General features: G+C 36.9%; 26 protein-coding genes. 15 read left to right on the top strand and 11 right to left on the bottom strand.

What is annotated here, in order from left to right:
• Positions 1–38 precede the first annotated feature (38 nt).
• Together G521_RS0111560 and mnmD are read left to right on the top strand one after the other, a co-directional pair.
• Entirely contained in the window at positions 39–536 is a 498-nt protein-coding gene (locus tag G521_RS0111560) for a rhodanese-like domain-containing protein (RefSeq protein WP_026898683.1), read from the top strand.
• A 2-nt stretch (positions 537–538) separates the two neighbouring features.
• Positions 539–1,219 carry a tRNA (5-methylaminomethyl-2-thiouridine)(34)-methyltransferase MnmD gene (gene mnmD / locus G521_RS0111555; RefSeq protein ID WP_026898682.1) on the top strand — a complete coding sequence of 227 codons (681 nt, stop codon included), beginning with the start codon at positions 539–541 and terminating at the stop codon, positions 1,217–1,219.
• 40 nt (positions 1,220–1,259) lie between these two features.
• Here mnmD and G521_RS0111550 read toward each other — a convergent pair whose 3' ends face one another.
• Complete coding sequence (locus G521_RS0111550; RefSeq protein WP_051189714.1) at positions 1,260–1,934, bottom strand: phosphatase PAP2-related protein; 675 nt, start codon at positions 1,932–1,934, stop codon at positions 1,260–1,262.
• 207 nt (positions 1,935–2,141) lie between these two features.
• Here G521_RS0111550 and mazG point away from each other — a divergent pair, with 207 nt between their 5' ends.
• The 3 genes from mazG to G521_RS0111535 all read left to right on the top strand — a co-directional run bounded on the left by mazG (position 2,142) and on the right by G521_RS0111535 (position 4,056).
• Positions 2,142–2,948: a nucleoside triphosphate pyrophosphohydrolase gene (mazG, locus tag G521_RS0111545; protein ID WP_026898680.1), complete on the top strand. Its 807-nt coding sequence runs from the start codon at positions 2,142–2,144 to the stop codon at positions 2,946–2,948.
• A 99-nt stretch (positions 2,949–3,047) separates the two neighbouring features.
• On the top strand, positions 3,048–3,539 hold the full coding sequence (locus G521_RS0111540; RefSeq protein ID WP_026898679.1) for a hypothetical protein: 492 nt from the start codon (positions 3,048–3,050) through the stop codon (positions 3,537–3,539).
• 64 nt (positions 3,540–3,603) lie between these two features.
• On the top strand, positions 3,604–4,056 hold the full coding sequence (locus G521_RS0111535) for a hypothetical protein (RefSeq protein ID WP_026898678.1): 453 nt from the start codon (positions 3,604–3,606) through the stop codon (positions 4,054–4,056).
• Here G521_RS0111535 and G521_RS0111530 read toward each other — a convergent pair whose 3' ends face one another.
• A complete protein-coding gene (locus G521_RS0111530; protein ID WP_026898677.1) occupies positions 4,057–5,277 on the bottom strand; it encodes an ABC transporter permease in 1,221 nt (406 codons plus the stop codon).
• A 109-nt stretch (positions 5,278–5,386) separates the two neighbouring features.
• Between G521_RS0111530 and G521_RS17085 the strand changes: the two genes are divergently transcribed.
• Together G521_RS17085 and fmt are read left to right on the top strand one after the other, a co-directional pair.
• A complete protein-coding gene (locus G521_RS17085; RefSeq protein WP_081675070.1) occupies positions 5,387–6,652 on the top strand; it encodes an exo-beta-N-acetylmuramidase NamZ family protein in 1,266 nt (421 codons plus the stop codon).
• Positions 6,653–6,744: 92 nt separating this feature from the next.
• Positions 6,745–7,659: a methionyl-tRNA formyltransferase gene (gene fmt / locus G521_RS0111515; RefSeq protein ID WP_026898676.1), complete on the top strand. Its 915-nt coding sequence runs from the start codon at positions 6,745–6,747 to the stop codon at positions 7,657–7,659.
• A gap of 58 nt (positions 7,660–7,717) precedes the next feature.
• On the opposite strand, the gene G521_RS0111510 is transcribed toward fmt, so the two are convergent.
• Together G521_RS0111510 and G521_RS0111505 are read right to left on the bottom strand one after the other, a co-directional pair.
• Entirely contained in the window at positions 7,718–8,557 is an 840-nt protein-coding gene (locus G521_RS0111510; RefSeq protein ID WP_026898675.1) for an aminotransferase class IV, read from the bottom strand.
• Positions 8,558–8,565: 8 nt separating this feature from the next.
• Positions 8,566–9,597, bottom strand: coding sequence for an RluA family pseudouridine synthase (locus G521_RS0111505; protein WP_026898674.1), 1,032 nt, complete (start codon positions 9,595–9,597; stop codon positions 8,566–8,568).
• 186 nt (positions 9,598–9,783) lie between these two features.
• Here G521_RS0111505 and G521_RS0111500 point away from each other — a divergent pair, with 186 nt between their 5' ends.
• From G521_RS0111500 to G521_RS0111485, 4 genes are all read left to right on the top strand, one after another.
• Positions 9,784–10,866, top strand: a complete 1,083-nt coding sequence (locus G521_RS0111500; protein ID WP_026898673.1) for a DUF6588 family protein — start codon at positions 9,784–9,786, stop codon at positions 10,864–10,866.
• A gap of 47 nt (positions 10,867–10,913) precedes the next feature.
• Entirely contained in the window at positions 10,914–11,810 is an 897-nt protein-coding gene (locus tag G521_RS0111495; RefSeq protein WP_185095049.1) for a 1-aminocyclopropane-1-carboxylate deaminase/D-cysteine desulfhydrase, read from the top strand.
• Between the two features lie 188 nt (positions 11,811–11,998).
• Positions 11,999–13,330 (top strand): L-lysine 6-transaminase, encoded by a 1,332-nt coding sequence (gene lat / locus G521_RS0111490; protein WP_026898671.1) that lies wholly within the window; start codon positions 11,999–12,001, stop codon positions 13,328–13,330.
• 64 nt (positions 13,331–13,394) lie between these two features.
• Positions 13,395–14,255: an MORN repeat-containing protein gene (locus tag G521_RS0111485; RefSeq protein WP_162141790.1), complete on the top strand. Its 861-nt coding sequence runs from the start codon at positions 13,395–13,397 to the stop codon at positions 14,253–14,255.
• A gap of 1 nt (position 14,256) precedes the next feature.
• Here G521_RS0111485 and bshB1 read toward each other — a convergent pair whose 3' ends face one another.
• From bshB1 to G521_RS0111470, 3 genes are read right to left on the bottom strand one after another with little or no spacing between them, the layout of a single operon-like run.
• On the bottom strand, positions 14,257–14,973 hold the full coding sequence (gene bshB1, locus G521_RS0111480) for a bacillithiol biosynthesis deacetylase BshB1 (RefSeq protein ID WP_026898669.1): 717 nt from the start codon (positions 14,971–14,973) through the stop codon (positions 14,257–14,259).
• Positions 14,970–15,476, bottom strand: coding sequence for a glutathione peroxidase (locus tag G521_RS0111475; protein WP_026898668.1), 507 nt, complete (start codon positions 15,474–15,476; stop codon positions 14,970–14,972). The genes bshB1 and G521_RS0111475 overlap by 4 nt, the downstream gene beginning before the upstream one ends.
• A gap of 1 nt (position 15,477) precedes the next feature.
• Positions 15,478–16,092 carry a DUF4294 domain-containing protein gene (locus G521_RS0111470; protein WP_026898667.1) on the bottom strand — a complete coding sequence of 205 codons (615 nt, stop codon included), beginning with the start codon at positions 16,090–16,092 and terminating at the stop codon, positions 15,478–15,480.
• Positions 16,093–16,209: 117 nt separating this feature from the next.
• Between G521_RS0111470 and G521_RS0111465 the strand changes: the two genes are divergently transcribed.
• The 4 genes from G521_RS0111465 to G521_RS0111450 all read left to right on the top strand — a co-directional run bounded on the left by G521_RS0111465 (position 16,210) and on the right by G521_RS0111450 (position 21,793).
• Entirely contained in the window at positions 16,210–18,438 is a 2,229-nt protein-coding gene (locus tag G521_RS0111465; protein WP_026898666.1) for a RelA/SpoT family protein, read from the top strand.
• 58 nt (positions 18,439–18,496) lie between these two features.
• Positions 18,497–18,973 (top strand): Fur family transcriptional regulator, encoded by a 477-nt coding sequence (locus G521_RS0111460; RefSeq protein ID WP_026898665.1) that lies wholly within the window; start codon positions 18,497–18,499, stop codon positions 18,971–18,973.
• A 206-nt stretch (positions 18,974–19,179) separates the two neighbouring features.
• Positions 19,180–20,454: an adenylosuccinate synthase gene (locus G521_RS0111455; protein WP_026898664.1), complete on the top strand. Its 1,275-nt coding sequence runs from the start codon at positions 19,180–19,182 to the stop codon at positions 20,452–20,454.
• 61 nt (positions 20,455–20,515) lie between these two features.
• Entirely contained in the window at positions 20,516–21,793 is a 1,278-nt protein-coding gene (locus tag G521_RS0111450) for an anthranilate synthase component I family protein (protein ID WP_051189713.1), read from the top strand.
• Between the two features lie 82 nt (positions 21,794–21,875).
• Here the strand turns inward: G521_RS0111450 and G521_RS0111445 are convergent, their stop codons facing one another.
• From G521_RS0111445 to G521_RS0111430, 4 genes are read right to left on the bottom strand one after another with little or no spacing between them, the layout of a single operon-like run.
• A complete protein-coding gene (locus G521_RS0111445; RefSeq protein ID WP_026898662.1) occupies positions 21,876–22,679 on the bottom strand; it encodes a M48 family metallopeptidase in 804 nt (267 codons plus the stop codon).
• Between the two features lie 24 nt (positions 22,680–22,703).
• The gene (plsY, locus tag G521_RS0111440) at positions 22,704–23,351 is read right to left on the bottom strand and encodes a glycerol-3-phosphate 1-O-acyltransferase PlsY (RefSeq protein ID WP_026898661.1); all 648 of its coding nucleotides are present in this window, start codon (positions 23,349–23,351) and stop codon (positions 22,704–22,706) included.
• 54 nt (positions 23,352–23,405) lie between these two features.
• Positions 23,406–24,260 carry a carboxylating nicotinate-nucleotide diphosphorylase gene (gene nadC / locus G521_RS0111435; protein WP_026898660.1) on the bottom strand — a complete coding sequence of 285 codons (855 nt, stop codon included), beginning with the start codon at positions 24,258–24,260 and terminating at the stop codon, positions 23,406–23,408.
• Between the two features lie 44 nt (positions 24,261–24,304).
• A complete protein-coding gene (locus G521_RS0111430; protein WP_026898659.1) occupies positions 24,305–24,709 on the bottom strand; it encodes a DUF4783 domain-containing protein in 405 nt (134 codons plus the stop codon).
• Between the last annotated feature and the right edge of the window lies 1 nt (position 24,710).

The following is a 24,710-nucleotide window of genomic DNA, read 5'->3' as shown; positions in this document are numbered from 1 at the left end:
TTCCAAGCAAACAATACAATACTTATAATTAAGATTAAATGCGCATTTTTTGTCTTCTTATACTGAGCCTTATTTCTTTCAGCTCCTATGCTCAGATCCAAAATCCGGATTTTAAAAACATGCTTGATAGCTTATATCAGCATACGGTTCCATTGATATCGGTAGAGGAATTTAAAAAATTAGATCAGGAGAATTTATACATTTTAGATACCCGGGAGAGTAAGGAATTTAATGTAAGTCACCTGAAGCAGGCCAGACATGTGGGCTACTTTTGGTTCGATATGCGTCGTATTTTTGATATTCCTAAAGATGCTACGGTAGTTTTATATTGTTCTGTTGGCTATCGAAGTGAAAAAATTGGAGAAAAACTTTTAAGTTATGGATTCAAAAAAGTCTATAATCTTTACGGAAGTATCTTCGAATGGGTAAACGAGGGCAATCCGGTATATAAATCAAGCGGGGTTCAGACTTCAGAAATTCATACGTTTAATGAGGATTGGAGTCGCTGGGTAACAAAAGGTACTAAGGTTTATTAAAGATGAATCACCTCTCTTTTTCCTTCACATCCGATGGATCTAAAACCTTGTTTAACAGTGAAGTTGGAGAACACTATCATTCTCAAAATGGCGCTTTACAGGAGAGTCAGCATGTTTTTGTAAAATCCGGACTGGATTTTATAATCCAAAAAGATCAAAAAAAAACAATCAGTATACTGGAAGTAGGTTTTGGGACCGGTTTAAATTTTTTATTAAGTGCTGATTACTGTGAATCAAATAGTATAAAACTTTCTTATACCGGTATTGAAGCTTTTCCTCTTGAATCCGAAATAATTTCCCAAACCTCCTATCATCAGTACGTTCCTCCCTCTATATGGCAGCAATTCATTGCAAATTATAAAGATGCAGCAGGAAAGTCAGTTGAAATTAGTAACAACTGCAAACTCGAAATAAGTCATTCAAAACTTATGGATTTCAGCAGCAAAAATCAATTTGACGTTATTTATTTTGATGCTTTTGCCGCCGCCTATCAGCCAGAAATGTGGACTTTAAACTCCTTATCCCATGCCTGTGCCTTCTTAAAAGAAGGCGGAGTTTTTGTTACCTATGCTATAACCGGAGATTTGAAAAGGAATATGAAGTCTTTGGGATTCTCAATAGAAAAAGCCCCAGGGGCTGCAGGAAAAAGAGAAATGCTGCGGGCTATAAAACTGATCCCTTAAAAGTACAGCATCCGAAAAAATTAATCAAAGGCGAATTACATTAACTGCTTATTTCAGTTTCCCTGCTAATTTCAGACGCATAAATTTTTGTTGAAAGAACATAGCAGAAATATGCAAAAATAGGTGCACTAAGCACATCTATAGTAAAATGTACGTGCTGAATTAAAACCAAAAATCCCATTACTACAGTCGCTATTAATCCCAAAATGCGATCAAATCGCTTCTGAAGACATAAAAAACACAAAAACTGGGTAGCTGTATGTCCCGAAAAAAACAAGTCCTTGGTAATAAACTTATTTCCATAAAAAATATTTGCAATGGGATCTGTAATAGGAATCAGATCTGTAGGCGGATTAAAAGGAATTAATGAAATGGAAATAATGCGGGCAATATTTAAAATGATAAATCCGTACATAAAGGTCATAAAAACCGCAGGATTTTGAATGGCCTTCATAATTATTAGAATAGCCATAAACCAGGTTACAATGAAAATCGGAATAGAAACATCGTATGCCGGTATCAACTGAAGAAATACATCATTATTTACATGACCATTCCTGGTTTCTATATACTGGTAAAATATTGGAAAGAAAGAAAGCAGAGCAATGAAGGTAGTCATGCCCAGGAGAAATTTCTGTTTAAACATTGGCTCATTCCAGGCATCTTCCCACCTGTTTAAAAGTAATGTGCTTCCTTGTTTAATTCTATATTTCATATTAATAATAGTCGCTCAAAAAACCGCCGCAAAGATATCTGAATTATTAATATCAAATTAACTTTATGATAACTTTATTTTAATATGATAAAACCCCTGATTTAAAGGGTAAAAGCTTAAAAAATCGGGGGATGGTATTAGAAATAAGATCGTACGGTAGCGCAAATACATCCCGGTTAAAATACTATTTTTGCAGAAAACAATTATATGGCTGCCAATATAGCTCCTCTTTACGGTCAGAATCCCTCTTCTGCTTTCGAACGTTTGTTAACGGTGATGAATACTTTACGTGAACAATGTCCCTGGGATAAAAAACAAACAATGGAAACGCTCAGACATCTCACCATTGAAGAAACCTATGAGCTTTCTGACGCTATTCTGGAGGGAGATAAAAAGGAAATCATGAAAGAAATTGGTGACCTTATGCTTCACCTTGTTTTTTATTCACGTATCGCCTCAGAAACAAATGATTTTACAATAGTAGAAGTTCTAAACGGAATCTGCGACAAGCTGATTCATCGTCACCCGCATATTTATGGGGATGTTGTGGTAAACAATGAACTTGATGTAAAACAGAACTGGGAAAAATTGAAACTCAAAGAAGGGAACAATTCAGTCCTGGAAGGTGTTCCCGGCTCTCTTCCGGCATTGATCAAAGCATCGCGAATACAGGAAAAAGCCCGTGGAGTTGGATTTGACTGGGAAGAAAAAACGCAGGTTTGGGATAAAGTTGAAGAAGAAATGCGTGAGTTCCGTGATGAATTTAATGCCGCCGATAATTCGGTTATTGATAAAGAAAAGGCAGAAGCTGAGTTTGGAGACCTGCTGTTTTCTTTGATTAATTATGCCCGGTTCATAGACATCAATCCGGAAGACGCACTGGAAAAAACAAATAAAAAATTTATAAAACGTTTTCAATACCTTGAAAGTAAAGCCAAAGGTTTAGGCAAAAACCTGAAAGATATGACACTTGCAGAAATGGATTTGTTTTGGAACGAAGCAAAAGGACTTTAACCGGAACTTGCAAAGCGATAAATATTTAAAATCCTTATTAGTAATTTTCATACTTTTCGAAAAGCTTAAACCAAATTATTTTTACCTATTCTTAATGAAATGAAGAATCTAATTAAAAAATTCAGCCTGATCTTGGCAAGCATTGTGCTGATGTCCTATTCATCGTGTCAAAAAGAAGGATTTTCTTTGAAAGGCGAAACCGATTACATCATTTTTGGGTCTTCGTATGGAATGTGCGTGGGCGATTGTTCTATAACTTATTTATTAAAAAGTGACGGACTATACAAGTCTAAAGACTATCTGAAAACCGGAAATCAAAATTCATTTACTGAAAAGTTAAGTAATGAAAAATTTGAAGGATTGAAGAGCATATCGTCTTCGCTTCCTTCAGAATTAATTAACAACCCAAAAGATGAAGAAACTTTCGGTTGCCCGGATTGTGCCGACCAGGGAGGATATTATTTAGAAATTATTCGTAAAGGGCAGAAACCCAAAATTTTCAGGATTGACACCAATACGGATCAATTGCCGGAATATATTAAACAGGTTGCTTTAGAAATCAAAAAAGCAATTGAGGTGGCTCGAACCTAATTCATTATAAATATTAAACCATAAAAAGTTTTCGCAAGAATTATTTCCTATACACATTCATTCCATGATGAAAAGATTATCTCCACTTCTAAAACTATTCTTATCATTTGCATTCTTACTATTTTGCGGCTCATCATGTGAAAAAGGTAGTTTAGAAGGAGTAAGAAATGACGAATTAAACACAGTGGTTCAGTTAGATTTAAATGAAAAATCGCTGGTCAATAAGGAGTTTGTAATTGAAGTTATTAAAATTAACGATAGCCGCTGTCCTGCTGATGTACAATGCATTTGGGCAGGAAACGCCTCGGTTCAGTTTAAAACTTCATCTCTGAATCAGGCAGATCAATTAATAGATTTATGTATCGGCAAGTGCGATTTAAGCTTCAAAACGACTGATAAAATTAACTTCACAATAAATAGCAACAACTATACACTCCTGTTAAAAGATGTAACTCCGTATCCAAAGAAAGAAGGTTCAAAAGAGAAAAAGATAGTTTTTACAATCAGCAGGAATTGATTACTTAAAAGTGATTGCCTTAACGGGAGAAATTTTAGTAACCAGTAATGAGGGGATAATCATCACCAGAATACATATTAACAGAGTTCCGCCATTAAGCATAAGAATATCTGCAACGCTTAACTCTACTGGCACAAAGCTTATAAAATATGAAGCCTGATCAAGCTCAAAAAAATGAGTGTTATATTGAAAAAGCCCGAGTCCAATGCCCAGTATATTTCCTAGCAAAAGACCTAAACCTATTAAGTATCCCGCATTATAAAGGAATATTTTACGAATGCTCCAGTTATCACTACCCAGAGCCTTCAATATTCCGATCATGTTGGTACGCTCCAATATCATAATCAGCAGCGCAGAAATCATATTAATAACAGCTACGGCAAGCATTAACACTAAAATAACCTGCGTATTAATATCCAATAAAGAAAGCCATTCAAAAATGGTGGGATAACTCTCTTTAACTGTGAAAGATTTCAAATCAATATCCAGATTTTCGTAAACTTTGTTTGCGGCAGTGTCGAGCAGATTAAAATCCTTTAACCGTAATTCATAACCGCCAACCTGATCGTTTGTCCAGTTATTGAGCCTGCGTATTAAAGCAATATCACCAATCACATACGTTTTATCGACTTCTTCAACACCCAAATTATAGATCCCTACAATTTCAAATTTGCGCTTACGCAGAGGCTGCTGAACAAAATACATCAGAAAATCATCCCCAACTTTAAGATTTAAACGCTGTGCGGTATATTGCGAAATTAGTATCTGACGCTGTGATTCTACGCTGTCGGCAAAATCAATAACCTTTCCCGAAACAAGGATATTTTTAAAATAATCCCAGTTGTAGGTCTTATCAACGCCTTTTAAAACTACGCCTTCCACTTCCTCATTGGTGTTTATAATACCGGGTTTAGTAGCAAAAGCCTGGCTGTAAGAAATTTCGGGATAACTTTTAATGGATTTTAAAGTAGCAGGGTTGATACTGAAAGGAGAATTCTCATACGATGTATTAAGATCATATTTAACAACCTGAATATCTCCGGCAAAACCTCTTACCTTTTCGCGAATCTCGGATTTAAAGCCTTTTACAATGGCAACAGCGAGAATCATAACTGCCAATCCAAGCATAATACCCAGAATCGCAATACGCACAATCAGTTTAGAGAAAGTGCGTTTGGAGTTAAACGTTATGCGTTGTGCAATGAAAAAGGGTAAATTCAAGCCTGAAATGTATTTTTTTGTACCTTAGCAAAGATGCAATTTTTTAATAACATGCATCTATATGATGAATTGCCTTTTAAACCAGATACTTTAAATTTTATAATTACATATGAAATATTTCTTACCGTCCATCCTTCCCATTGTACTCTTAACAGCCTGCACATCGTGCGGACAACAAATGCAACCCATTAATTCATCGGTTCCAAACCCAAATCAAATAACTGTTAATACAGATAGCAAGCCTCGCGGAAAAATTATTACAGGGGCTGAGCAAACTGAAAAATACCTGCCCTATTTAGAAGGTAAGAAAGTAGCAATGGTGGTAAATCCCACTTCCATAATTGGGAACACTACCATTGTAGACAGTTTAAAAAGTTTAGGAATTAATATTGTTAAAATATTTGGTCCGGAGCATGGCTTTAGAGGAGATGCCAGTGCAGGAGCAAAAGTGGATGACAGCATCGATCAGAAAACAGGCATACCCGCAATTTCTCTTTATGGGAAACATCATAAGCCTAGCGCTAAAGATATGGAAGGTATTGATATAATGATCTTTGACATTCAGGATGTGGGTGTTCGTTTTTACACTTATATCAATACGCTTCAGCATGTAATGGAAGCCTGTGCCGAAAACGGAAAAGAGCTGATGATTCTAGACCGGCCGAATCCAAATGGTTTTTATGTTGACGGACCCATTCTGGATCCGAAATTAAAATCGGGTATTGGCATTAATCCCATTCCCATTGTGCACGGCTTAACGGTTGCAGAATATGCTCAAATGCTAAATGGCGAAGGCTGGCTGGAAAATAAAGCAAAGTGCAAGCTCAATATTGTAAAAATTGCTAACTACAACCATTCGTTGCCTTATACACTACCGGTTAAGCCATCTCCAAACTTAAATACGCAGCAATCGATTATGTTATACCCTTCGCTTTGTTTGTTTGAGGGTACAATTATCAGTCAGGGACGAGGAACTTATTTCCCTTTTACAGTTTTAGGGAATCCGGATCTGAAGGATAAATACAAATTCTTTTTCACCCCAAAAGGCATCAAGGGAATGAGTGAAACCCCGCTTCATCAGGATAAAAATTGCTATGGAATTGATCTGAGAAAATATAATATTAATAAGATACGGAACACAGGCAAAATCAATTTAAGCTGGTTAATGGAGCTATACAAAGCTTATCCTCACAAGGAAAAGTTTTTTGATTACAAACAAAGTAACCAAATGGGCAATTTTGATAAACTTGCAGGAACTGAAGATCTGCGTAAGCAGATTATTGCCGGTAAATCTGAAGAAGAAATTCGTCAAAGCTGGGAACCCGGACTTTCTCAGTATAAGATCATGCGTAAAAACTATCTTTTATATCAATAAGGAATACAAATTGAAGTAACCATGAGACACAGCAGCCGGCTACTGTGTCTCATAGTTTTTTATCTTAATTTTCCTTAATCTTTGTCATTTCTATGAGAATCATTTTTATGGGTACTCCCGATTTTGCTGTTTCATCTTTAGATGCATTAGTAAAAGAGGGCTTTAATATTGTTGCTGTAATAACGGCACCCGACAAACCTTCGGGAAGAGGCCAAAAAGTAAACGAATCAGCCGTAAAACAGTATGCAGTACAAAATCAACTCAGAGTACTGCAGCCTCAAAAATTAAAAGATCCGGAGTTTATTTCAGAACTAAAATCTTTAAATGCCGATTTACAGGTGGTGGTAGCATTTCGTATGCTTCCGGAAATTGTTTGGAATATGCCTGCAAAAGGTACTATTAACCTGCATGCTTCGCTGCTTCCGCAATATCGGGGAGCTGCACCAATTAACTGGGCTCTAATTAACGGAGAAAAATATACAGGAGTAACAACGTTTTTTCTAAAACATGAAATAGACACCGGTGATATCCTTTTCTCAGAAAAAGTTGCAATAGCTGAAGATGAAACCGCCGGCGATTTGCATGATAAACTAATGAATACAGGCGCCGAACTTCTGGTTAAAACAGTTAAAGCAATAGAAAGCGCTAACTATACCGAAATCCCACAGGACAACTTCCCGAAAGAAAATTTAAAGCATGCGCCCAAATTATTTAAAGAAGATTGTCTGATAGATTGGAATCTGCCTGCTTTAAATGTATACAACCGCATTCGCGGATTAAGCCCCTATCCAACTGCTTACACGCACATTTTGGGCAAAACTTTGAAAATTTTTAAAGCTGATTTAGAAATTGCAGAACACGATCTGAATCCGGGAACATTTCAAACTGACGGAAAAACATTTTTAAAGTTTGCCTGTCCGGATGGTTTAATTTCTTTGCAGGATTTACAACTTGAAGGAAAAAAGAGAATGAAAATAGAGGATTTTTTAAGAGGTGTTAGATTTTAAAGGGGCTTCCTATGCATTTACAATTCAAAGTAGTACCGCAACTAAATTATAGCAATTACTAAAGTTCATTTAATTTGTTAAGCAAAAACCTGGAAGTTTCATTGAAATATCTTTTCTTGTTGTAGCCCATCACCCATTGAATTCCGGAGCTGGCGTTCGTTAAAAATACCTCTTCGGCCTGGTTTAATATTTCAGGGTTTATTTGAGCTTCTGTAATTTTCAAATTATTTTCTTTAGCCAGACGCATAACTACTTTACGCATTACGCCGGCAATACAACCTTCGCTTAAAGAGGGAGTGTACAAATGTTTCTCGTAAACCACGAATACATTACTGCTCATGGATTCGCAAAGAAAACCATTCTGATTTAAGATAAGTACTTCATCAAGCTGATGCTGATTTTTAAAAACCCCTGCCAATACATAAACCAAAGAATTATTGGTTTTAAGATTGGATAATATATTAACGGGTTTTGGAACCTCGTCGAAAACGTCAATAATTAGTCCTTTGGAATTTGCGGCATAGGCCGGTTCGGGCAGTTTGCTAACTTCCAAAGTGTAGCCCATTTTATTCGCGGTAGGATTATAAAAACCATCCGCGTTTCTGAAAACGGTAAATCTGACACGTGCATTGGGACCAATTTTATTCCTGCGGATAAGCTCCTCAACTTTTTCATTAATAAAATAGCTATCCACCTGAGAATAGCCATCCAGTTTTAATATTTTCATGCCCTTGCGCAAGCGGTCGGCATGAAGTTCAACAAATTTAAGTTCACCCTTTACATAGCGCATTGATTCAAAAAGTCCGTCGCCATATTTAAAGCTGCGGTTAGAAATTGTCATCACCGGATGATCCGAAGGAAAGAGTTCCCCGTTAAAATTGATAAACTGCTTGCTCATGAAATGATTTAATGTTCAACTTTAACGTAATTTCTCCACTTCTCAAGCACCTGTTGAAAATCATGGGGAACATCAGAATCGAAATGAACAAACTTTTTTGTTGAAGGATGTAAAAATCCTAATGATTTAGCATGTAACGCCTGCCTTGGAATCAATTCAAAACAATTTTCAACAAAAGATTTATACTTACTGAATACGGTTCCTTTTATAATTCTGTTACCTCCGTAAGAAGAATCATTAAATAAAGGATGGCCCAAATGCTTCATATGAGCTCGGATCTGATGAGTTCGCCCGGTTTCAAGTTCACATTCAATTAAGGTCACATATCCAAGTCTCTCCAAAACTTTGTAGTGCGTAACAGACCATTTTCCCTTATCTTCTTCATCATAAATGGCCATTACTTTCCTGTCTTTTGCACTTCTGCCAATATATCCCGTTACAGTTCCATCTTCTGCCAGATCTCCCCATACCAGTGCAATATATTTGCGGGTGATGGTATGATCATAAAACTGCTTTGCGAGGTAAGTTATTGCCTTTTCATTTTTGCTGATCAGTAATAATCCCGAGGTATCTTTATCAATACGATGAACCAGTCCAGGCCGGCCCTCATTACCAGGCAATTGAGGCAATTGCTGAAAATGATATACCAGCGCATTTACAAGAGTTCCGTTATAATTATTAAATCCAGGATGCACAACCATGCCGGCCGCTTTGTTAACCATGATCACATCATCATCTTCGTAGATAATATCAATGGGCAAATCTTCAGGATACACTTCCGTATCTCGTGGCGGATGAGGAAGAACAATAGAAATCACATCAAAAGGTTTTACCTTGTAGCTTCCCTTAACAGGATTCCCATTCACAAGGACGCTTCCGGCATCTATAGCGTTTTGAATACGGTTGCGTGACGTATTTTCTATACGCTGTGTTAGAAATTTGTCTATTCTAACCAACGACTGCCCTTTATCTACTACAACATTTAAATGTTCATAAAAATCCTGTTCCTCTGCCTCCTGGATGTCATTTACCTCAATCATGCTGCAAATTTAAATGTTTAATCTAATTAATTGCGGATTAAACAACTTTGGTCATTTGTTTGTTAAAGGGAATACCTAACATCTAGAAAACATGAAAAATTTTACTAAAAACGCGATTATCTTATTTAATTTCTTCCCCTTTTTAATTAAAAAAATATATTTTCGGCATTGATTCTTTAATAATTTATGGGAAAACAATTGTTCCGATCCAGTATATTCATTTTATTTTTATTCTCTTCCAATTCGGTTTTCTCACAAGGCAAAGTATCAGGTCTTATTAAAGCTGGACCCGGGGATGCAACTAAATTAACTCAGGCTTACCTTAACCCTTTATTTAAAGGCTTAGGAATCGGACTTAATTCGGGCTGGAATAATACGGCAGAATCCAAAAATACAGCCCGCTTTGAATTCCGGTTTGGCTTAACCGGAGCCCTGATACCACAAGAGGATAAATTTTTCGATGTAACAAAAATCGGATTATCCAACCATATCAGGCCTGCTAATAATTCATCCCCCCTGGCGCCCACCATGGCCGGGAACAAAACCTCAGCACCACAACTTGATGTGTTTGATGATAACAATCAAAAAATTGAATCATTTACGCTCCCTCAAGGTCAAAATCTTCCCCTCATACCGGCTCCCCAGTTACAGGGTACAGTTGGATTACCTAATGGCATTGATATTACCTTAAGAGCAGTTCCTAAAGTTAGTTTGGGTAATGATTTCGGATCACTCAGCATGCTGGGTGCAGGCATTAAACTTGAGATTCTCCCCTTGATTATTGGCAAAACCCTAGATAAAATTAGTCCGGTAGACATTGCAGTTGCTGTTGGATTTTCACAATTAAATTACCAGTTACCTTTAGATGTGCGGGCACCTGAAGGTTCGGTTCCAAAAGATGCAGAGCAAAATCAGGACTTCAACAATCAAATGATTGATGCAAAATTTTCAGGAATTAACGCAGAGCTTATATTATCTAAAAAGCTTTTATTTTTCACTCCTTTTATAAGTGCGGGTTATAACACTTCTCAGACTAATGCAAAACTAAAAGGCAATTATCCCATCGTAACCGGCGCAACCGGATTTGTTGGTCAGAGGACTTACACCACTTTTACCAACCCTGTTGATATTAACCAAAATGATGTAAGCGGTTTCAGAGGGAATATAGGATTTCAGCTTAATATTGCGGTTTTAAGAATTTACTCTTCCTATACAGTTGGAGATTACAATGCATTTAACTTTGGATTAGGAGTTGGACTTGGCAAGTAAGTTTAAAATAGCAGATATTTAATCGATCTTATCAGAGAGATACTATTATGATCGACCTCAATTATTACAGTCCCGAAGAGGAAATTTTAAACCCGCTTTTTAATCAGAAAGAAGTAAAGGTCTTCGTAAAACGAGATGACCTTATTCATCCTTTTATTTCAGGTAATAAATGGAGAAAATTAAAATATTCTCTGCGTAATGCCAGGGAGACTAACAAAAACCACCTGGTTACCTTCGGTGGTGCATATTCTAACCATTTATTGGCAACAGCGGCTGCAGCGGCAAAATTTGGATTTAGTAGTACGGGCTTTGTTCGCGGCGAAACTGTAGAAAATGATCTGTTAATGCTTTGTCGTTTATTTGGAATGAAGCTGATATTTACAGAACGCGGCATTTATAAGGATAAACAGAAATTGTTTGATGATCACTTTCGGGATGATCACAATTCCTATTTCATTGATGAAGGCGGAGCCGGGTTGCTTGCAGTAGAAGGATGCACTGAATTAATTAGCGAATTAGAAAATTCCTATAATCATTTATTTTGCGCCTGTGGTACAGGAACTACAGCAGCAGGTATTTTACAGGGAATTTCTCAAAATCACCTGAATATGCAGGTCCATGCTGTTCCGGTATTAAAAAATGGGGAATTTATTAGGGATGAAATTCAAAAGTACAACGAAAACCTTTCGGAATTTACGTTGCATACCGAGTACCATTTCAGAGGATATGCTAAATCCACCCCTGAATTAATCAACTTCATTCACACCTTCTCGGCATCAACCGGGATACTTCTGGACCCTGTTTATACCGGTAAATCATTCTTCGCATTATATGATCTGATCAGCAAGGATCATTTCGAAAAGGGGAGCAAAATACTGGCCATACATACCGGCGGATTGTTCGGAATTTTAGGAATGGCTAAAAAATTCAATGAGCTTATTTAAGCGTTTTTAAGCAGAATTTTATCCCTTAAGTCAAAGAATAAAAATCTGAATCAATTAAAATAAAAATAAAAAACTTATAAAAACAGGTTTAAACAGTTTAAACCTGTTTTTTATAATAATATTCAAAAAACCTCAAAATTTGCCCAATTGAGGCGTTTTTGATATTTTTGAGTCTAACCTTACCCCTTATGTACAAATTATCAGTATCAGCAGATCAGGTTCAAAAAACCTTAAGCAAACACATTTTGGCAGATGGCTTTGACTTAACTTTCGACATGGAAAAAAGTAAAGGCGTGCATATTTATGATTCTAAATATGATCGTACATTATTAGATTTCTTTACATGTTTTGCATCAGTTCCTTTGGGTTATAATCACCCCAAAATGATTAATGATGAAGAATTCAAGAAAAATTTAATGCTTGCAGCTCTTACCAATCCATCAAATTCAGATATATATACCACGCAATATGCCCAGTTTGTTGAAACTTTTTCAAGAGTAGGTATACCCGAATATTTGCCACACGCATTTTTTATTGCAGGCGGTTCATTAGCCATTGAAAATGCGCTTAAAGTAGCTATGGACTGGAAAGTTCAGAAAAATTTCCAGAAAGGACATCTCCGCGAACGCGGGATGAAAGTAATCCACTTTGAAAAAGCCTTTCATGGCCGCTCAGGTTATACCTTAAGTTTAACGAATACTTTGCCTGATAAAACTAAATGGTTTGCAAAATTCGACTGGCCGAGAGTATCTTTTCCATCTATTAAATTCCCATATTCTGACGAGGGTTATGATGAATTAAAAAGCCGGGAAGAACTTTCACTGGCGCAAATCAGACAGGCATTTGCAGATAACAAGGATGATATTTGCGCAATTATAATTGAACCTATCCAATCCGAAGGCGGAGACAACCATGTACGCAAAGAATATCTGGAGCAGCTTCGGCAGTTATGTGATGAAAATGAATGCTTTTTGATTTATGATGAAGTGCAAACAGGCGTTGGTTTAACAGGTAAATTCTGGTGTCATGAGCATTTCGGAGAAAATGCCCGCCCCGATATTCTTGCCTTTGGTAAAAAAATGCAGGTTTGCGGTATATTGGTTGGAAAAAAAGTAGATGAAATAGAAACCAATGTTTTTAACATTCCCTCTCGTATTAATTCTACCTGGGGCGGTAATCTGGTAGATATGGTTCGGTCATCCAAATATCTTGAAATTCTTGAAGAAGACAATCTGTTGCAGAATGCTACCGTGGTTGGAAATTATCTTCAGGAAAAATTAAAGAAAATCTCTTTGAGCAACAGCAAAGTGTCTAATGTTCGCGGCCGTGGTTTACTTACAGCTTTTGATTTCCCTTCAAAAGAAATGCGTGATACGTTCATTCAAAAAGGATTGGATCATCATATTATGTTCCTCGGATGCGGAAATAATACGATTCGCTTCCGTCCTGCACTGATTATTGAAGAAAAACATATTGATCAGGGCATGGAGGTTCTGGAAAAAATATTACCATCACTATAAAATCTATTTCTGTTAAAATCCAGAATGCCCGGCACTAATGCCGGGCATTCGTCGTATAAGTGATATGTCATTCAAATCAACAGCCTTCCTTTTCTTTATATTTCTGTGTGCTACCACCGTTTCGGGGCAAATTAAATACTGCTTATCCGGCGATTGTGAAAACGGGAAAGGAAGCTATCGTACAGATAGCAATGATTTATATGAAGGTCAGTTTAAAAATGGAATTTTCGAAGGTTTCGGAAAAATGGTTTTCAAAAACGGCGATGTTTATGAAGGCAATTGGCTTCGGGGAAATCCTAAAAAAGGTTCTTACTATTTTAAAAATGGAGATAAGTACGTTGGCCAGATAGAAAATTTTCAGGCTAGCGGAAAAGGTCGTATGCTTTTCAAAAACAAAGATATTTATGAAGGCAACTATGAAAATGGAAAAGCAAACGGACAGGGATCTCTCTTTAAGTTTAATGGGTTGAAATACTCAGGCAGCTTTAAAAATGATTTGTTTGATGGAAAAGGAATTATGAATTTCCCTAACGGGAATATTTATGAAGGCGATTTTGAAAATAATCTCCGCAAAGGAAATTGTACCTATCGCTTTAAATCGGGAGCAATTTACAAAGGAGATTATTTGAATGATAATTTTAATGGCTTCGGGGTTTATATTTTCCCTGATAAAAGTATGTATTCAGGAACCTGGCTTAATGGGAAGCGCTCCGGCAAGGGTACTTATCAGTATAGCGCAAGATCATTTTATGAGGGTGAATTCAAAAATGACCTGCGCAATGGTTATGGTAAAATGATTTATGAAAATGGCAGCGTTTACGAGGGTAACTGGATAAACGGCAAATGCAATGGCAAAGGTTCTCTCCGTTTGCAGAGCGGAAAAGTTATTGCAGGCATTTTTAAAGATAACGCCTTTGCCAGATAACCTATTTCAAATTAAATAAATTATCTACTCCAAGTAATTTACGGCTTGTAAATCCTTCTGCATGTGTTGCATTGATATATTTCCCAAAATCACGACTGCGGGCCTCAATCACTTTTAAAAACCCCGGTGATGAAATATACGTTTCGTCACTATCCCCATCCGGATTAAAAAACTGAGTTTTAAACGCTGCAATACTTTCCATCTTCTGGTCCCAGAAATCTGAAACATCGATTAAAATATCCGGTTTAATATATTTATCCTGAATATACTGCAGTATTAAACGTGGACGCCATGCTTGCTGCAAATCTCCCTCATCTGTAGTTTTTATCTTCGATAATCCTGATAAAAATGCAGCATCATTTACCAGATCGCCGGCTTTTCCGTGGTCAGGATGACGATCTTCCAAAGCATTTGAAAGAATTATTTCGGGGGTATATTTTCTTATTATTCTAATAATCTCAAGCTGATGTTCTTCATCATTTTTAAAAAATCCGTCACGCATTCTTAGATTTTCCCGTACGGATAATCCCAAAATTTTGGCTGAATTTGCCGCTTCTTCATCTCGTATTTCTGCAGATCCGCGGGTACCTAACTCTCCTCTGGTGAGATCAACAATTCCAACTTTTTTTCCTTCCTGCAAATGTTTTAATATGGTTCCTGAACAACTTAACTCGGCATCATCCGGATGAACGGCAATTACGAGGATATCTAATTTCATACTTCTTTAACTTGTAATAATTTATTAATTCTCTTTTTTATCTTGGTAGAATTTGGTTTGGTGAAAGGGTAAAAGAAATCAATAACTTCTCCTTTCTGGTTAACCAGATATTTATGAAAATTCCACCTTGGAGGAGCACCAACACTTCCGTTTTGCTTCTTATCAGCTAAAAACTGGAATAAAGGATGGGCATAGGTTCCGCGGACGCGGATTTTATCAAAAATAGGAAAATGTGTATCGTAATTAATTTCGCAAAATTTGCCAATTTCGGCACCTTCCAGGGGTTCCTGCCCACCAAAATCATTAGAAGGAAAGGCTAAGATTTCAAAATCCTGACGAGGAAATTGATTGCGTAATTGTTCCAGCTCTTTAAGCTGCGAAGTAAAGCCACAATCAGAAGCGGTGTTTACTATTAGAAGAACTTTATTATCAAAATTTTTGAGACTCACCTCTTCACCATTCGGTTTTTGAACTGAGAATTGGTGCACCGATTTTTTCTCCATATTAGTTGTACATGTAATAACCCGATGATTGAATGATTGCTTCAATATCCCGATCCTCCTGAGGATCGTATTTATTTTTCAGGTTATTACCGAAAATCCGTGCCACAGATTGATAAAAGAAAGCCGTAAAACCACCTTTCATGTCTTTAAGCAACTCATAACTACTATTTCCGGTTTCACGATCTATAAGTTTGATTAATATGCCGCCCTGCGTAATTGTCAGGTTTTTAATTTCGCGATTAAACATGTCCTTAACTTCTTTTTCAAATTCCTTAACCAGTTTTTTCTTTTCTCTTCGGGTTAAGTTAGAAGCCATATTCTGTTGCAAACGGGCATAGCGGTTGCGTGCAAACATAGCGTATGGCAGCACTTTAAGAACATTATATCTTAACCTGTTAAATTTGGCCCTTTCTGCCGGAGATTTAAAGATTCGGGTAGAAAGGATATATACATCCTGTAAAGGAAACCATGGAATCAGCTCATCGTCAATATTGGTAATAGCAACCCGGATGGTATCATTTTTGCCTTTAACGTATGGGTCGTTTTTAATCTGGGCAAATGATCCGGCCGACATGATAACCATGCAAAAAATAAACGTAAGCCTGAAAAATTTCATAAATTTATGCTTCGTAAAGTTACTGCTAAAATCTTATACTATATATACGGGAAAATGTTAGTTGTAACCCAATATAATTCAAAAGCTTTTTTATAAGCCAGCTATTGTGTTTTGAATATGAATGAATTAGTGATTGATCTGGAAGCTGAGAAAAAAGAGATCCTTAAAAGATATCGGGCATTATTAAGAGCATGTAAGCCCACCATGCAAAAAGGTGATAAACGGATGATCAGGCGTGCCTTTGATATGGCTCTTGAAAGTCATCAGAATATGCGCCGCAAGTCCGGAGAGCCGTATATTTATCATCCCATCGCGGTAGCTCAAATTGCCGCTCAGGAAATTGGTTTAGGAACCACATCTATCGTGTGCGCACTATTGCACGATGTGGTAGAGGATACGGATATTACATTAGATGACATTGAACGTGAGTTCGGAAAAAAGACTGCCAAAATAATCGACGGCCTGACAAAAATCTCAGGTGTATTTGATTATAACAGCTCGTTGCAGGCCGAGAATTTCAGAAAAATGCTTTTAACTCTGGCAGATGATGTGAGAGTTATCCTTATAAAACTTGCCGATCGTTTGCATAATATGCGAACCATGGATTTCATGCCAAGGGATAAACAACTGAAAATATCTTCAGAAACGGTCTATTTATATGCTCCTCTGGCACACCGGCTTGGATTATATACCATGAAATCTGAGTTGGAGGATCTGGCGATGAAATACATGGAGCCGGAAACTTACAAGTTGATAGCGAGCCAACTGAATGAAAAGAAAACTGAACGCGAAAATTTTGTTAAAGATTTTATTGAACCAATTGATGAAATTCTGAAAGAACAAGGATTAGAAGCCGAAATGTATGGCCGCCCAAAATCCATAAATTCTATCTGGAACAAAATCCGTAAGAAAAATATTCCATTCGAAGAAGTATACGATCTTTTTGCCATCCGTATTATTTTAAACAGCAAGCCTGAAAATGAAAAATCGGATTGCTGGAAAGCTTATTCTATAGTAACTGATTTGTACCGACCAAATCCTGATCGCTTACGCGACTGGATTTCATCGCCTAAAGCAAATGGATATGAATCATTGCATACCACGGTTATGGGTCCGAAAGGGCAATGGGTCGAAGTTCAGATTCGCACCAAACGTATGAATGAAATTGCCGAAAAGGGATTTGCGGCACACTGGAAATATAAAGAATCATCTGCCGACGGTGGATTAGATCAGTGGATTCATAAAATCAGAGAACTTTTAAACAATCCGGAAGCCAACGCTTTGGATTTTCTGGACGATTTTAAGATGAATTTATTCTCTGATGAGATATTCATTTTCACTCCAAAAGGTGCCCTAATTCAACTTCCGATTAATGCAACCGCTTTAGATTTCGCTTTTGAAATTCATACTGATATTGGATCGAGTTGTATTGGCGCTAAGGTCAACCACAAATTGGTGCCTTTGGCTCATAAGCTTCAAAATGGCGATCAGGTAGAGATCATAACGTCAAGCAAGCAGGTTCCTAAAGAAGACTGGTTAAGTTTTGTAGTAACTGCCAAGGCGAAATCTAAAATCAAATCAGCTCTAAAAGAAGAAAAAAGAAAAGTTGCTGAAGATGGTAAAGAAATTTTGGAACGTAAATTAAAATCATTGAAGATTACTTACAATACCGATAATTTATACAAGCTTACCTATTATTTTAAATTGCCTTCTACCCAGGACTTATTTTACAATGTTGCAAAAGGCTTAATAGACCTTAAGCAACTGAAAGAGTTTGTAGCCTCAGAAAAAATCATTGAAACTCGTCCCGAAAGACCTGAAACTGTTCCATTTGATGGTTTGTTAAAAAAGAATAAAGGGAAAGACAGCGATATATTACTCATCGGGGAAGATTTACAAAAAATAGATTACAAGCTATCTGCATGCTGCAATCCAATTCCCGGAGACGATGTATTTGGCTTTGTTACCGTATCCGAAGGGATTAAAATCCATCGTACCAATTGCCCTAATGCAGCTAAATTACTATCAAATTATGGTTATCGCATTGTAAAGGCAAAATGGGATTCGCAAAAAGAACTTGCTTTTTTAACCGGGTTACGCATCAAAGGAATTGATGATGTTGGCTTGATCAACAATATCACAAAAGTAATTTCAAGTGATTTTAAAGTTAATATGCGTTCCATTACTGTAGACAGTTACGAAGGTATATTTGATGGTTCTATTATGGTTTATGTGAATGATACCCAACATTTAGACAGCCTTATCAAAAGGCTGAAAGAAGTTAAAGGAGTTACCTCTGTAAACCGCTTTGATTCAGAAGCCGACATAATTGATAAAGCTTCATGATAAAATCCCGGGGATTTCTTATTTTTTTGGATAAATTTGACCGTCAGTAACCCAAAATATGCCTGTAGAAGAAACCATTGTTATGGTTAAAAAAATTTTCGAAGCCTATCTCGAAAATAAAAACCTCCGCAAAACACCCGAGCGCTTTGCCATTCTGGAAGAGATTTATTCGCGTAATGATCATTTTGATGTCGAATCGCTTTACATTCACATGAAAAATAAAAAATACAGGGTAAGCCGTGCAACGGTTTACAATACCCTGGAACTTTTATTATCCTGTGATTTGGTTACCAAACATCAGTTTGGTAAAAACATGGCACAATTCGAAAAATCATACGGGTATAAACAGCATGATCATATAATTTGTATCGATTGCGGTAAAGTTGTCGAGTTTTGCGATCCGCGGATTCAGCAAATTCAAAGCATGATGGGTGATTTGCTAAAGTTTGATATTAAACATCACTCGCTGAATTTATATGGCAATTGCACCCGGCTTAAAGCAGGCCATTGTGATTCTTACGTGAGTAAAATCTAAAACTATTTGTCAATTTATATTTTCAGATAAAAAAAGTTTAAGTATGTCCGGAATTACATTTACCATTTCTTATAAAGAGTAATTTAAATATCCGGCCAAAATCAAAATAATATCGTGAAAGATATAAGCAGGATGATACTTTTGCAGGAACTGAGAAAAACAAGATCTCTGCGTTTTAAAACAAATTTCAAATTAAATAAATAATAATGGCTGTTGACGTTTTATTAGGCCTTCAATGGGGCGATGAAGGAAAAGGTAAAATAGTGGATGTTTTAAGTCCGGAATACGATCTGATTGCCCGCTTTCAGGGTGGACCAAATGCGGGTCATACTCTTGAGTTTGATAATCAGAAATATGTTTTAAATACCATTCCTTCCGGGATTTTTAATGATAAAGCCATGAACCTGATCGGCAATGGTGTAGTCATAGATCCTATTACGTTAAAACGCGAACTGGATAATCTTAAAAAAAATGGTTTTGATCCGGTTGCTAAAAAGAAATTAGCTATTGCACGCAAGGCTCATTTAATTCTTCCTACACACCAGTTGCTGGATGCTGCATCAGAAACCAAAATGGGAGTGGATAAAATTGGATCTACTTTAAAAGGTATCGGACCAACGTATATGGATAAAACCGGGCGTAATGGTTTGCGTGTTGGTGACAGCATGCTACCTGATTTCCGTGAGCGGTACGACCGTTTGGTGAACAAGCACAAATCAATTCTATCTCATTACGGTGAAATTCCTGATTTTTCTGAAAAAGAAACTGCATTTTTCGAGGCTATTGAATTATTAAAAACCATTCCTCAGGTAGACAGCGAGCATTTTGTTAATCAATATTTAAAAGAAGGAAAAACTGTTCTTGCAGAAGGAGCTCAGGGAACCATGCTGGATATTGATTTCGGATCATATCCTTTTGTTACTTCTTCAAATACTACTTCTGCAGGGGCCTGCACAGGTTTAGGTGTGGCTCCAAAAAATATTGGCCAGGTAATCGGAATTTTCAAAGCTTATTGCACCAGAGTTGGAAGCGGACCATTCCCTACCGAATTAGAGGATGAAACCGGTGAAGAACTTCGCAAAATAGGACATGAATTTGGCGCAACAACCGGTCGTCCCCGCAGATGCGGATGGATTGATCTTCCGGCATTAAAATATGCAATCATGCTAAACGGAGTAACAGAACTGGTTATGACAAAAGCAGACGTGCTGAGTGGATTCGAAACCATTTATGCATGTACTCATTACCAATACAACGGGAGCAAAATTGATTATATGCCCTATGACATTAATGCGATGAAGGCCGAGCCGGTTTTAGAAGCAATTCCGGGTTGGGCCGAAGATCTGACCGGCATCAGAACAATAGAAGAAATTCCAGCAAAATTACAGGATTATATAAACTATCTTGAAAAGCACCTAGAAGTTCCGGTGAAATATTTATCTGTCGGACCAGACAGAGTTCAAACCCTGACACTCTGCTAAAATCATAGGTTTCCCATAATTTAAAATTATGGGAAACCTCATGTAATTAAAATCTTAAATTTTGCATACGCAAGTATTTCAAATAACTGATCTGGATAAGTTTAAAACACAGGCCCTGTTATGGGCAGCCCATTCTGACAGTTGCTGTTATTTCGATTCCAATAATTTTACAGATCCATACTCAGCTTTTGATGTTTGTATCGCAGCGGGAGCTCAAACAGAATTAAAAATTTCTAAAGGTGCCGGTTTTGATAAACTTCAATTATTTCTACAGGAAAATCAAGGTTTTGTGCCGGGTTTCTTTTCTTACGATCTGAAAAATGAAATTGAAAATTTAAAATCAGAAAACCCCGATTTCCTACATTTTCCGGAAATGTACTTCTTTGTACCAAAATGCAGGATTTTAATTAAAGCAAACAAAGTAACAATTATTTCTTCAGACCCCAAAGCAGTTTGGGATCACATTCATAGAACAGAAATTCCAACTTCCCTTAAAACAAACTTTAACAGTCAGGTCAAATACCGGATCAGCAAGGAGAAGTATCTGAATAAGGTGGAAATGATTAAGGGCCATATTCAAAAAGGAGATATTTATGAGCTCAATTTTTGCCAGGAATTTTACGCTGAAAGCAAGACTTTAAATCCTGTTAACAGTTTCATTAAATTAAACAGCATATCTCCTACTCCATTTTCCAGCTTCTTTAAAATTGGTGAACAGTACATAATTTCTGCTACTCCTGAACGCTTTCTTAGCAGAAAGAAAAATAAATTGATATCTCAACCGATAAAAGGAACTGCAAAACGTCATTCAAATACAGAAAATGATTTACTGGCAATAAAAGAATTGCTGTCAAATGAAAAAGAACTTTCTGAAAATGTAATGATTGTTGATCTGGTTAGAAATGATCTTACAAAAAGTGCAAAATCCGGTTCTGTTAAAGTAGAGGAGTTATTTGGGATATACAGTTTTAAGCAGGTTCATCAAATGATCTCTACGGTTGTTTGTGAAGCAGCGGAAGGTCTGTCAAATGCACATATCATCCGTAATACATTCCCTATGGGATCAATGACAGGAGCTCCCAAAATCAGAGCTATGGAGCTGATTGAAAAATACGAGGAAACTAAAAGAGGAATTTATTCGGGTGCCGCCGGATACTTTAACGAGAATGGAGATTTTGACTTTAACGTTGTAATCAGAACCATTTTATATAATTCGGAATCCGGATATCTCTCTTTTCAGGCCGGGAGTGCCATCACAATTGATTCTGATGCAGGAAAAGAATATCAGGAATGTCTGTTGAAAGCCGAAGCTATTTTCAGCGTTTTAAAAGCTGAATAGTAAATAATGACCCATAAAAAAATCCTGAACGATTCTCCGGTTAAAGATTCTCATTCAGGATAATTTCAATAATAGTTTATTCTTATTTCTTATAATACTGACGGGCTTCCGGAAGATTTTTTTTAATCTGAGCAATGCGGGTTGCATCACTCGGGTGCGTACTTAAAAACTCCGGAGGAGCACCACCACCTTGTTTGGCAGCAGCCATCCTTTGCCAGAACAATACCGCATTATCCGGATTGTAACCTGCCATCGCCATAAATACCAAACCTAAACGATCTGCTTCGGTTTCCTGTTTACGGGAATAATTTAAAATAGCCAATTGACCACCAATTCCGTACAACTGACCTAAAACCTGCTGTGTTCCTTCAGAACGACCGCCTGCTGCGGCACCTATAACACCTCCGCCAAATTGTGCTGCAGTCATTTGAGAATATCTTTCTGCTGCGTGCTGAGCAATTGCATGAGCAATTTCATGGCCCATAACAGTTGCTAGTCCGGCATCGTCGCGGGTTACAGGTAAAATTCCGGTATAAACCGCAACTTTCCCCCCTGGCATACACCATGCGTTGATATCTTTGCTTTCAATTAAATTGAATTCGTACTTATAATTGTATTTGTCGCCATATCCATTAGACTGCATGTAGCGGTTAATGGCACTGGCTATTTTGGAACCAACATTCTTAACCCGCTGGGCATCTGCGGAATTAGTTATTACCTTAGTTTTTGGATCTCTTAAAAAATCGCGATAAGCAGAAACAGCTTCCTGTTGTAATGCTTCATCATTTACCAGACTTAATTGACTTCTGCCTGTTAGAGGAACCTGGGAACATGATACTAGTACTGCCGAAACTGCAAATACTGCTAAAAATTTAAATGCTTTCATAAATCTGTTTTGACTAAGTTTTGATTAACCTACTTTCTTTTTGAACAGATCTACTTTGGATTCTTTGCCTTTAATTAATCGCTCAATATTTTTTTGATGAGTTACAAGTATTAGAACGCATATACACATACCATATAATACCACAGAACGAATTGGAGATTGAAAAACAAATATGATACTTAAGGGGAAAGTGAATCCGGCAAGGATTGAACTTAAGGATACATATTTGGAAGTCAAAAACACTAAAATAAATACAAGAACACAAAGCATCGCTGCCGGAAAGTGTACTGCCAATATCATTCCAAATAATGTGGCTATCCCTTTACCACCCCTAAAACCAGCAAATATGGGGAACAGATGCCCCATAACAGCGGTAATGCCTAATGCAAGCTGATAATTTGCAAACTGTATAGAATTGTGGGGACCAGTGACCGAAAGTCCAATCAAATAAGCCAGATTAGTAGCTGTATATCCTTTTAAGATATCCAGAATCATTACAGCCATTCCCGACTTTTTACCCAAAACCCTAAAAGTATTGGTTGCGCCGGCATTCCCGCTTCCGTATTCTCTTACATCAATTCCATAAAAAGCCTGGCCAATCCAAACGGCTGTTGGAATGGAGCCGAAAAGGTATGCTGCTATTAATGCTGAAATCGAGTATATTGAAATCATCGGGGTACAATATTACTAAAAACCACGAGCCGAACAGACTAGAATTATTTATAATTATTCTTTCACGGCTTTTAAGCTCATGTCCAGACTCTTAACAGAATGAGTTAATGCACCCATGGATACAAAGTCTACTCCGCACAATGCATATTCCAGTACATTATCTGCAGTAATTCCTCCGGAAGCCTCAGTCTTAAATCTATTATTAATTATTTTAACGGCCTCTTTCAGATTTGAAAAAGAAAAATTATCAAGCATAATCCGATCAACCTGCCCTGTCTCTAAAACTTCATTCAGTTCGGTCAGATTTCGCACCTCAATTTCTACGGGAATATTTAAATTATTTTGTTCAAGATATTTACGTGATGCCTCAATAGCTTTCCTGATTCCTCCGGCATAATCTACATGATTGTCCTTAATCAGGATCATATCATATAAACCAAAACGATGATTTACTCCACCGCCAATTTTTACAGCTAATTTTTCGAGGAAACGTAAGTTAGGGGTGGTTTTACGTGTATCTAAAACTTTAGTATCGGTATCTTTTAATTTATCAACAATTTGATGGGTTACAGTGGCGATACCGCTCATACGCTGCATGGTATTTAAAACCAATCGCTCGGCAATTAAAATAGAATGTACACTGCCGGTTACGTAAAAAGCAATATCAGTATTTTTAACTGCAGAACCATCAGCAATTAAAACATCGACTACTAAAGCAGAATCAACTATTTTGAAAATTTCCAGAGCTACGTCAACTCCCGCTATAATTCCGTCTTCTTTTATAAGGAGTTTCGCTTTTCCCTGCTTTCCGGCAGGAATGGTTGAAAGAGAGGTATGATCACCATTTCCCACATCTTCCTTTAAGGCCTGACTGACAAATGATTGAATTGAAAAGGTGTTTAAATCCATAATATGCTTCGATTTCAAAAGTAATAATACTTCTGAAACATCATTTATTCTTTCTCTAATTCAATACGCATATCGGTAATTAAATACTGACCACCTGTATCTTTTAAAGAATAGCTGATGCGAAAATTTCCATTTTCAGTTTTGAGGGAAACAACCGCAAAGCGGTAATTGGGATTGGAATCCAGCAAATGGATAACTTTGGCGGATATAGGCTGGTGTTTGGAAAAAAAATCTTTTAAGATAATTTCTGCCTGTATTTTAGAATATACATCCTCTTCTGATAAGATGATCAGCTCTATGGTAGAAGCGAAATTCTTAGCAAGTTCAGCGGTATTGGATGACTTTAAATAACCTGTTACTTCTTTAACCGTTACATCAGCATCCTGTGCTTTAACTGTAGATATTAAGCAGAAACTAAATAAAAGAAGGTAAAAAAATTTTAATTTCATA

Source organism: Daejeonella oryzae DSM 19973 (assembly GCF_000422945.1).
In the GTDB taxonomy this organism is placed as follows: Bacteria; Bacteroidota; Bacteroidia; order Sphingobacteriales; family Sphingobacteriaceae; genus Daejeonella; species Daejeonella oryzae.
Note: the sequence above shows the minus strand (reverse complement) of the source record. Positions and strands in the feature narration are given on the sequence as shown.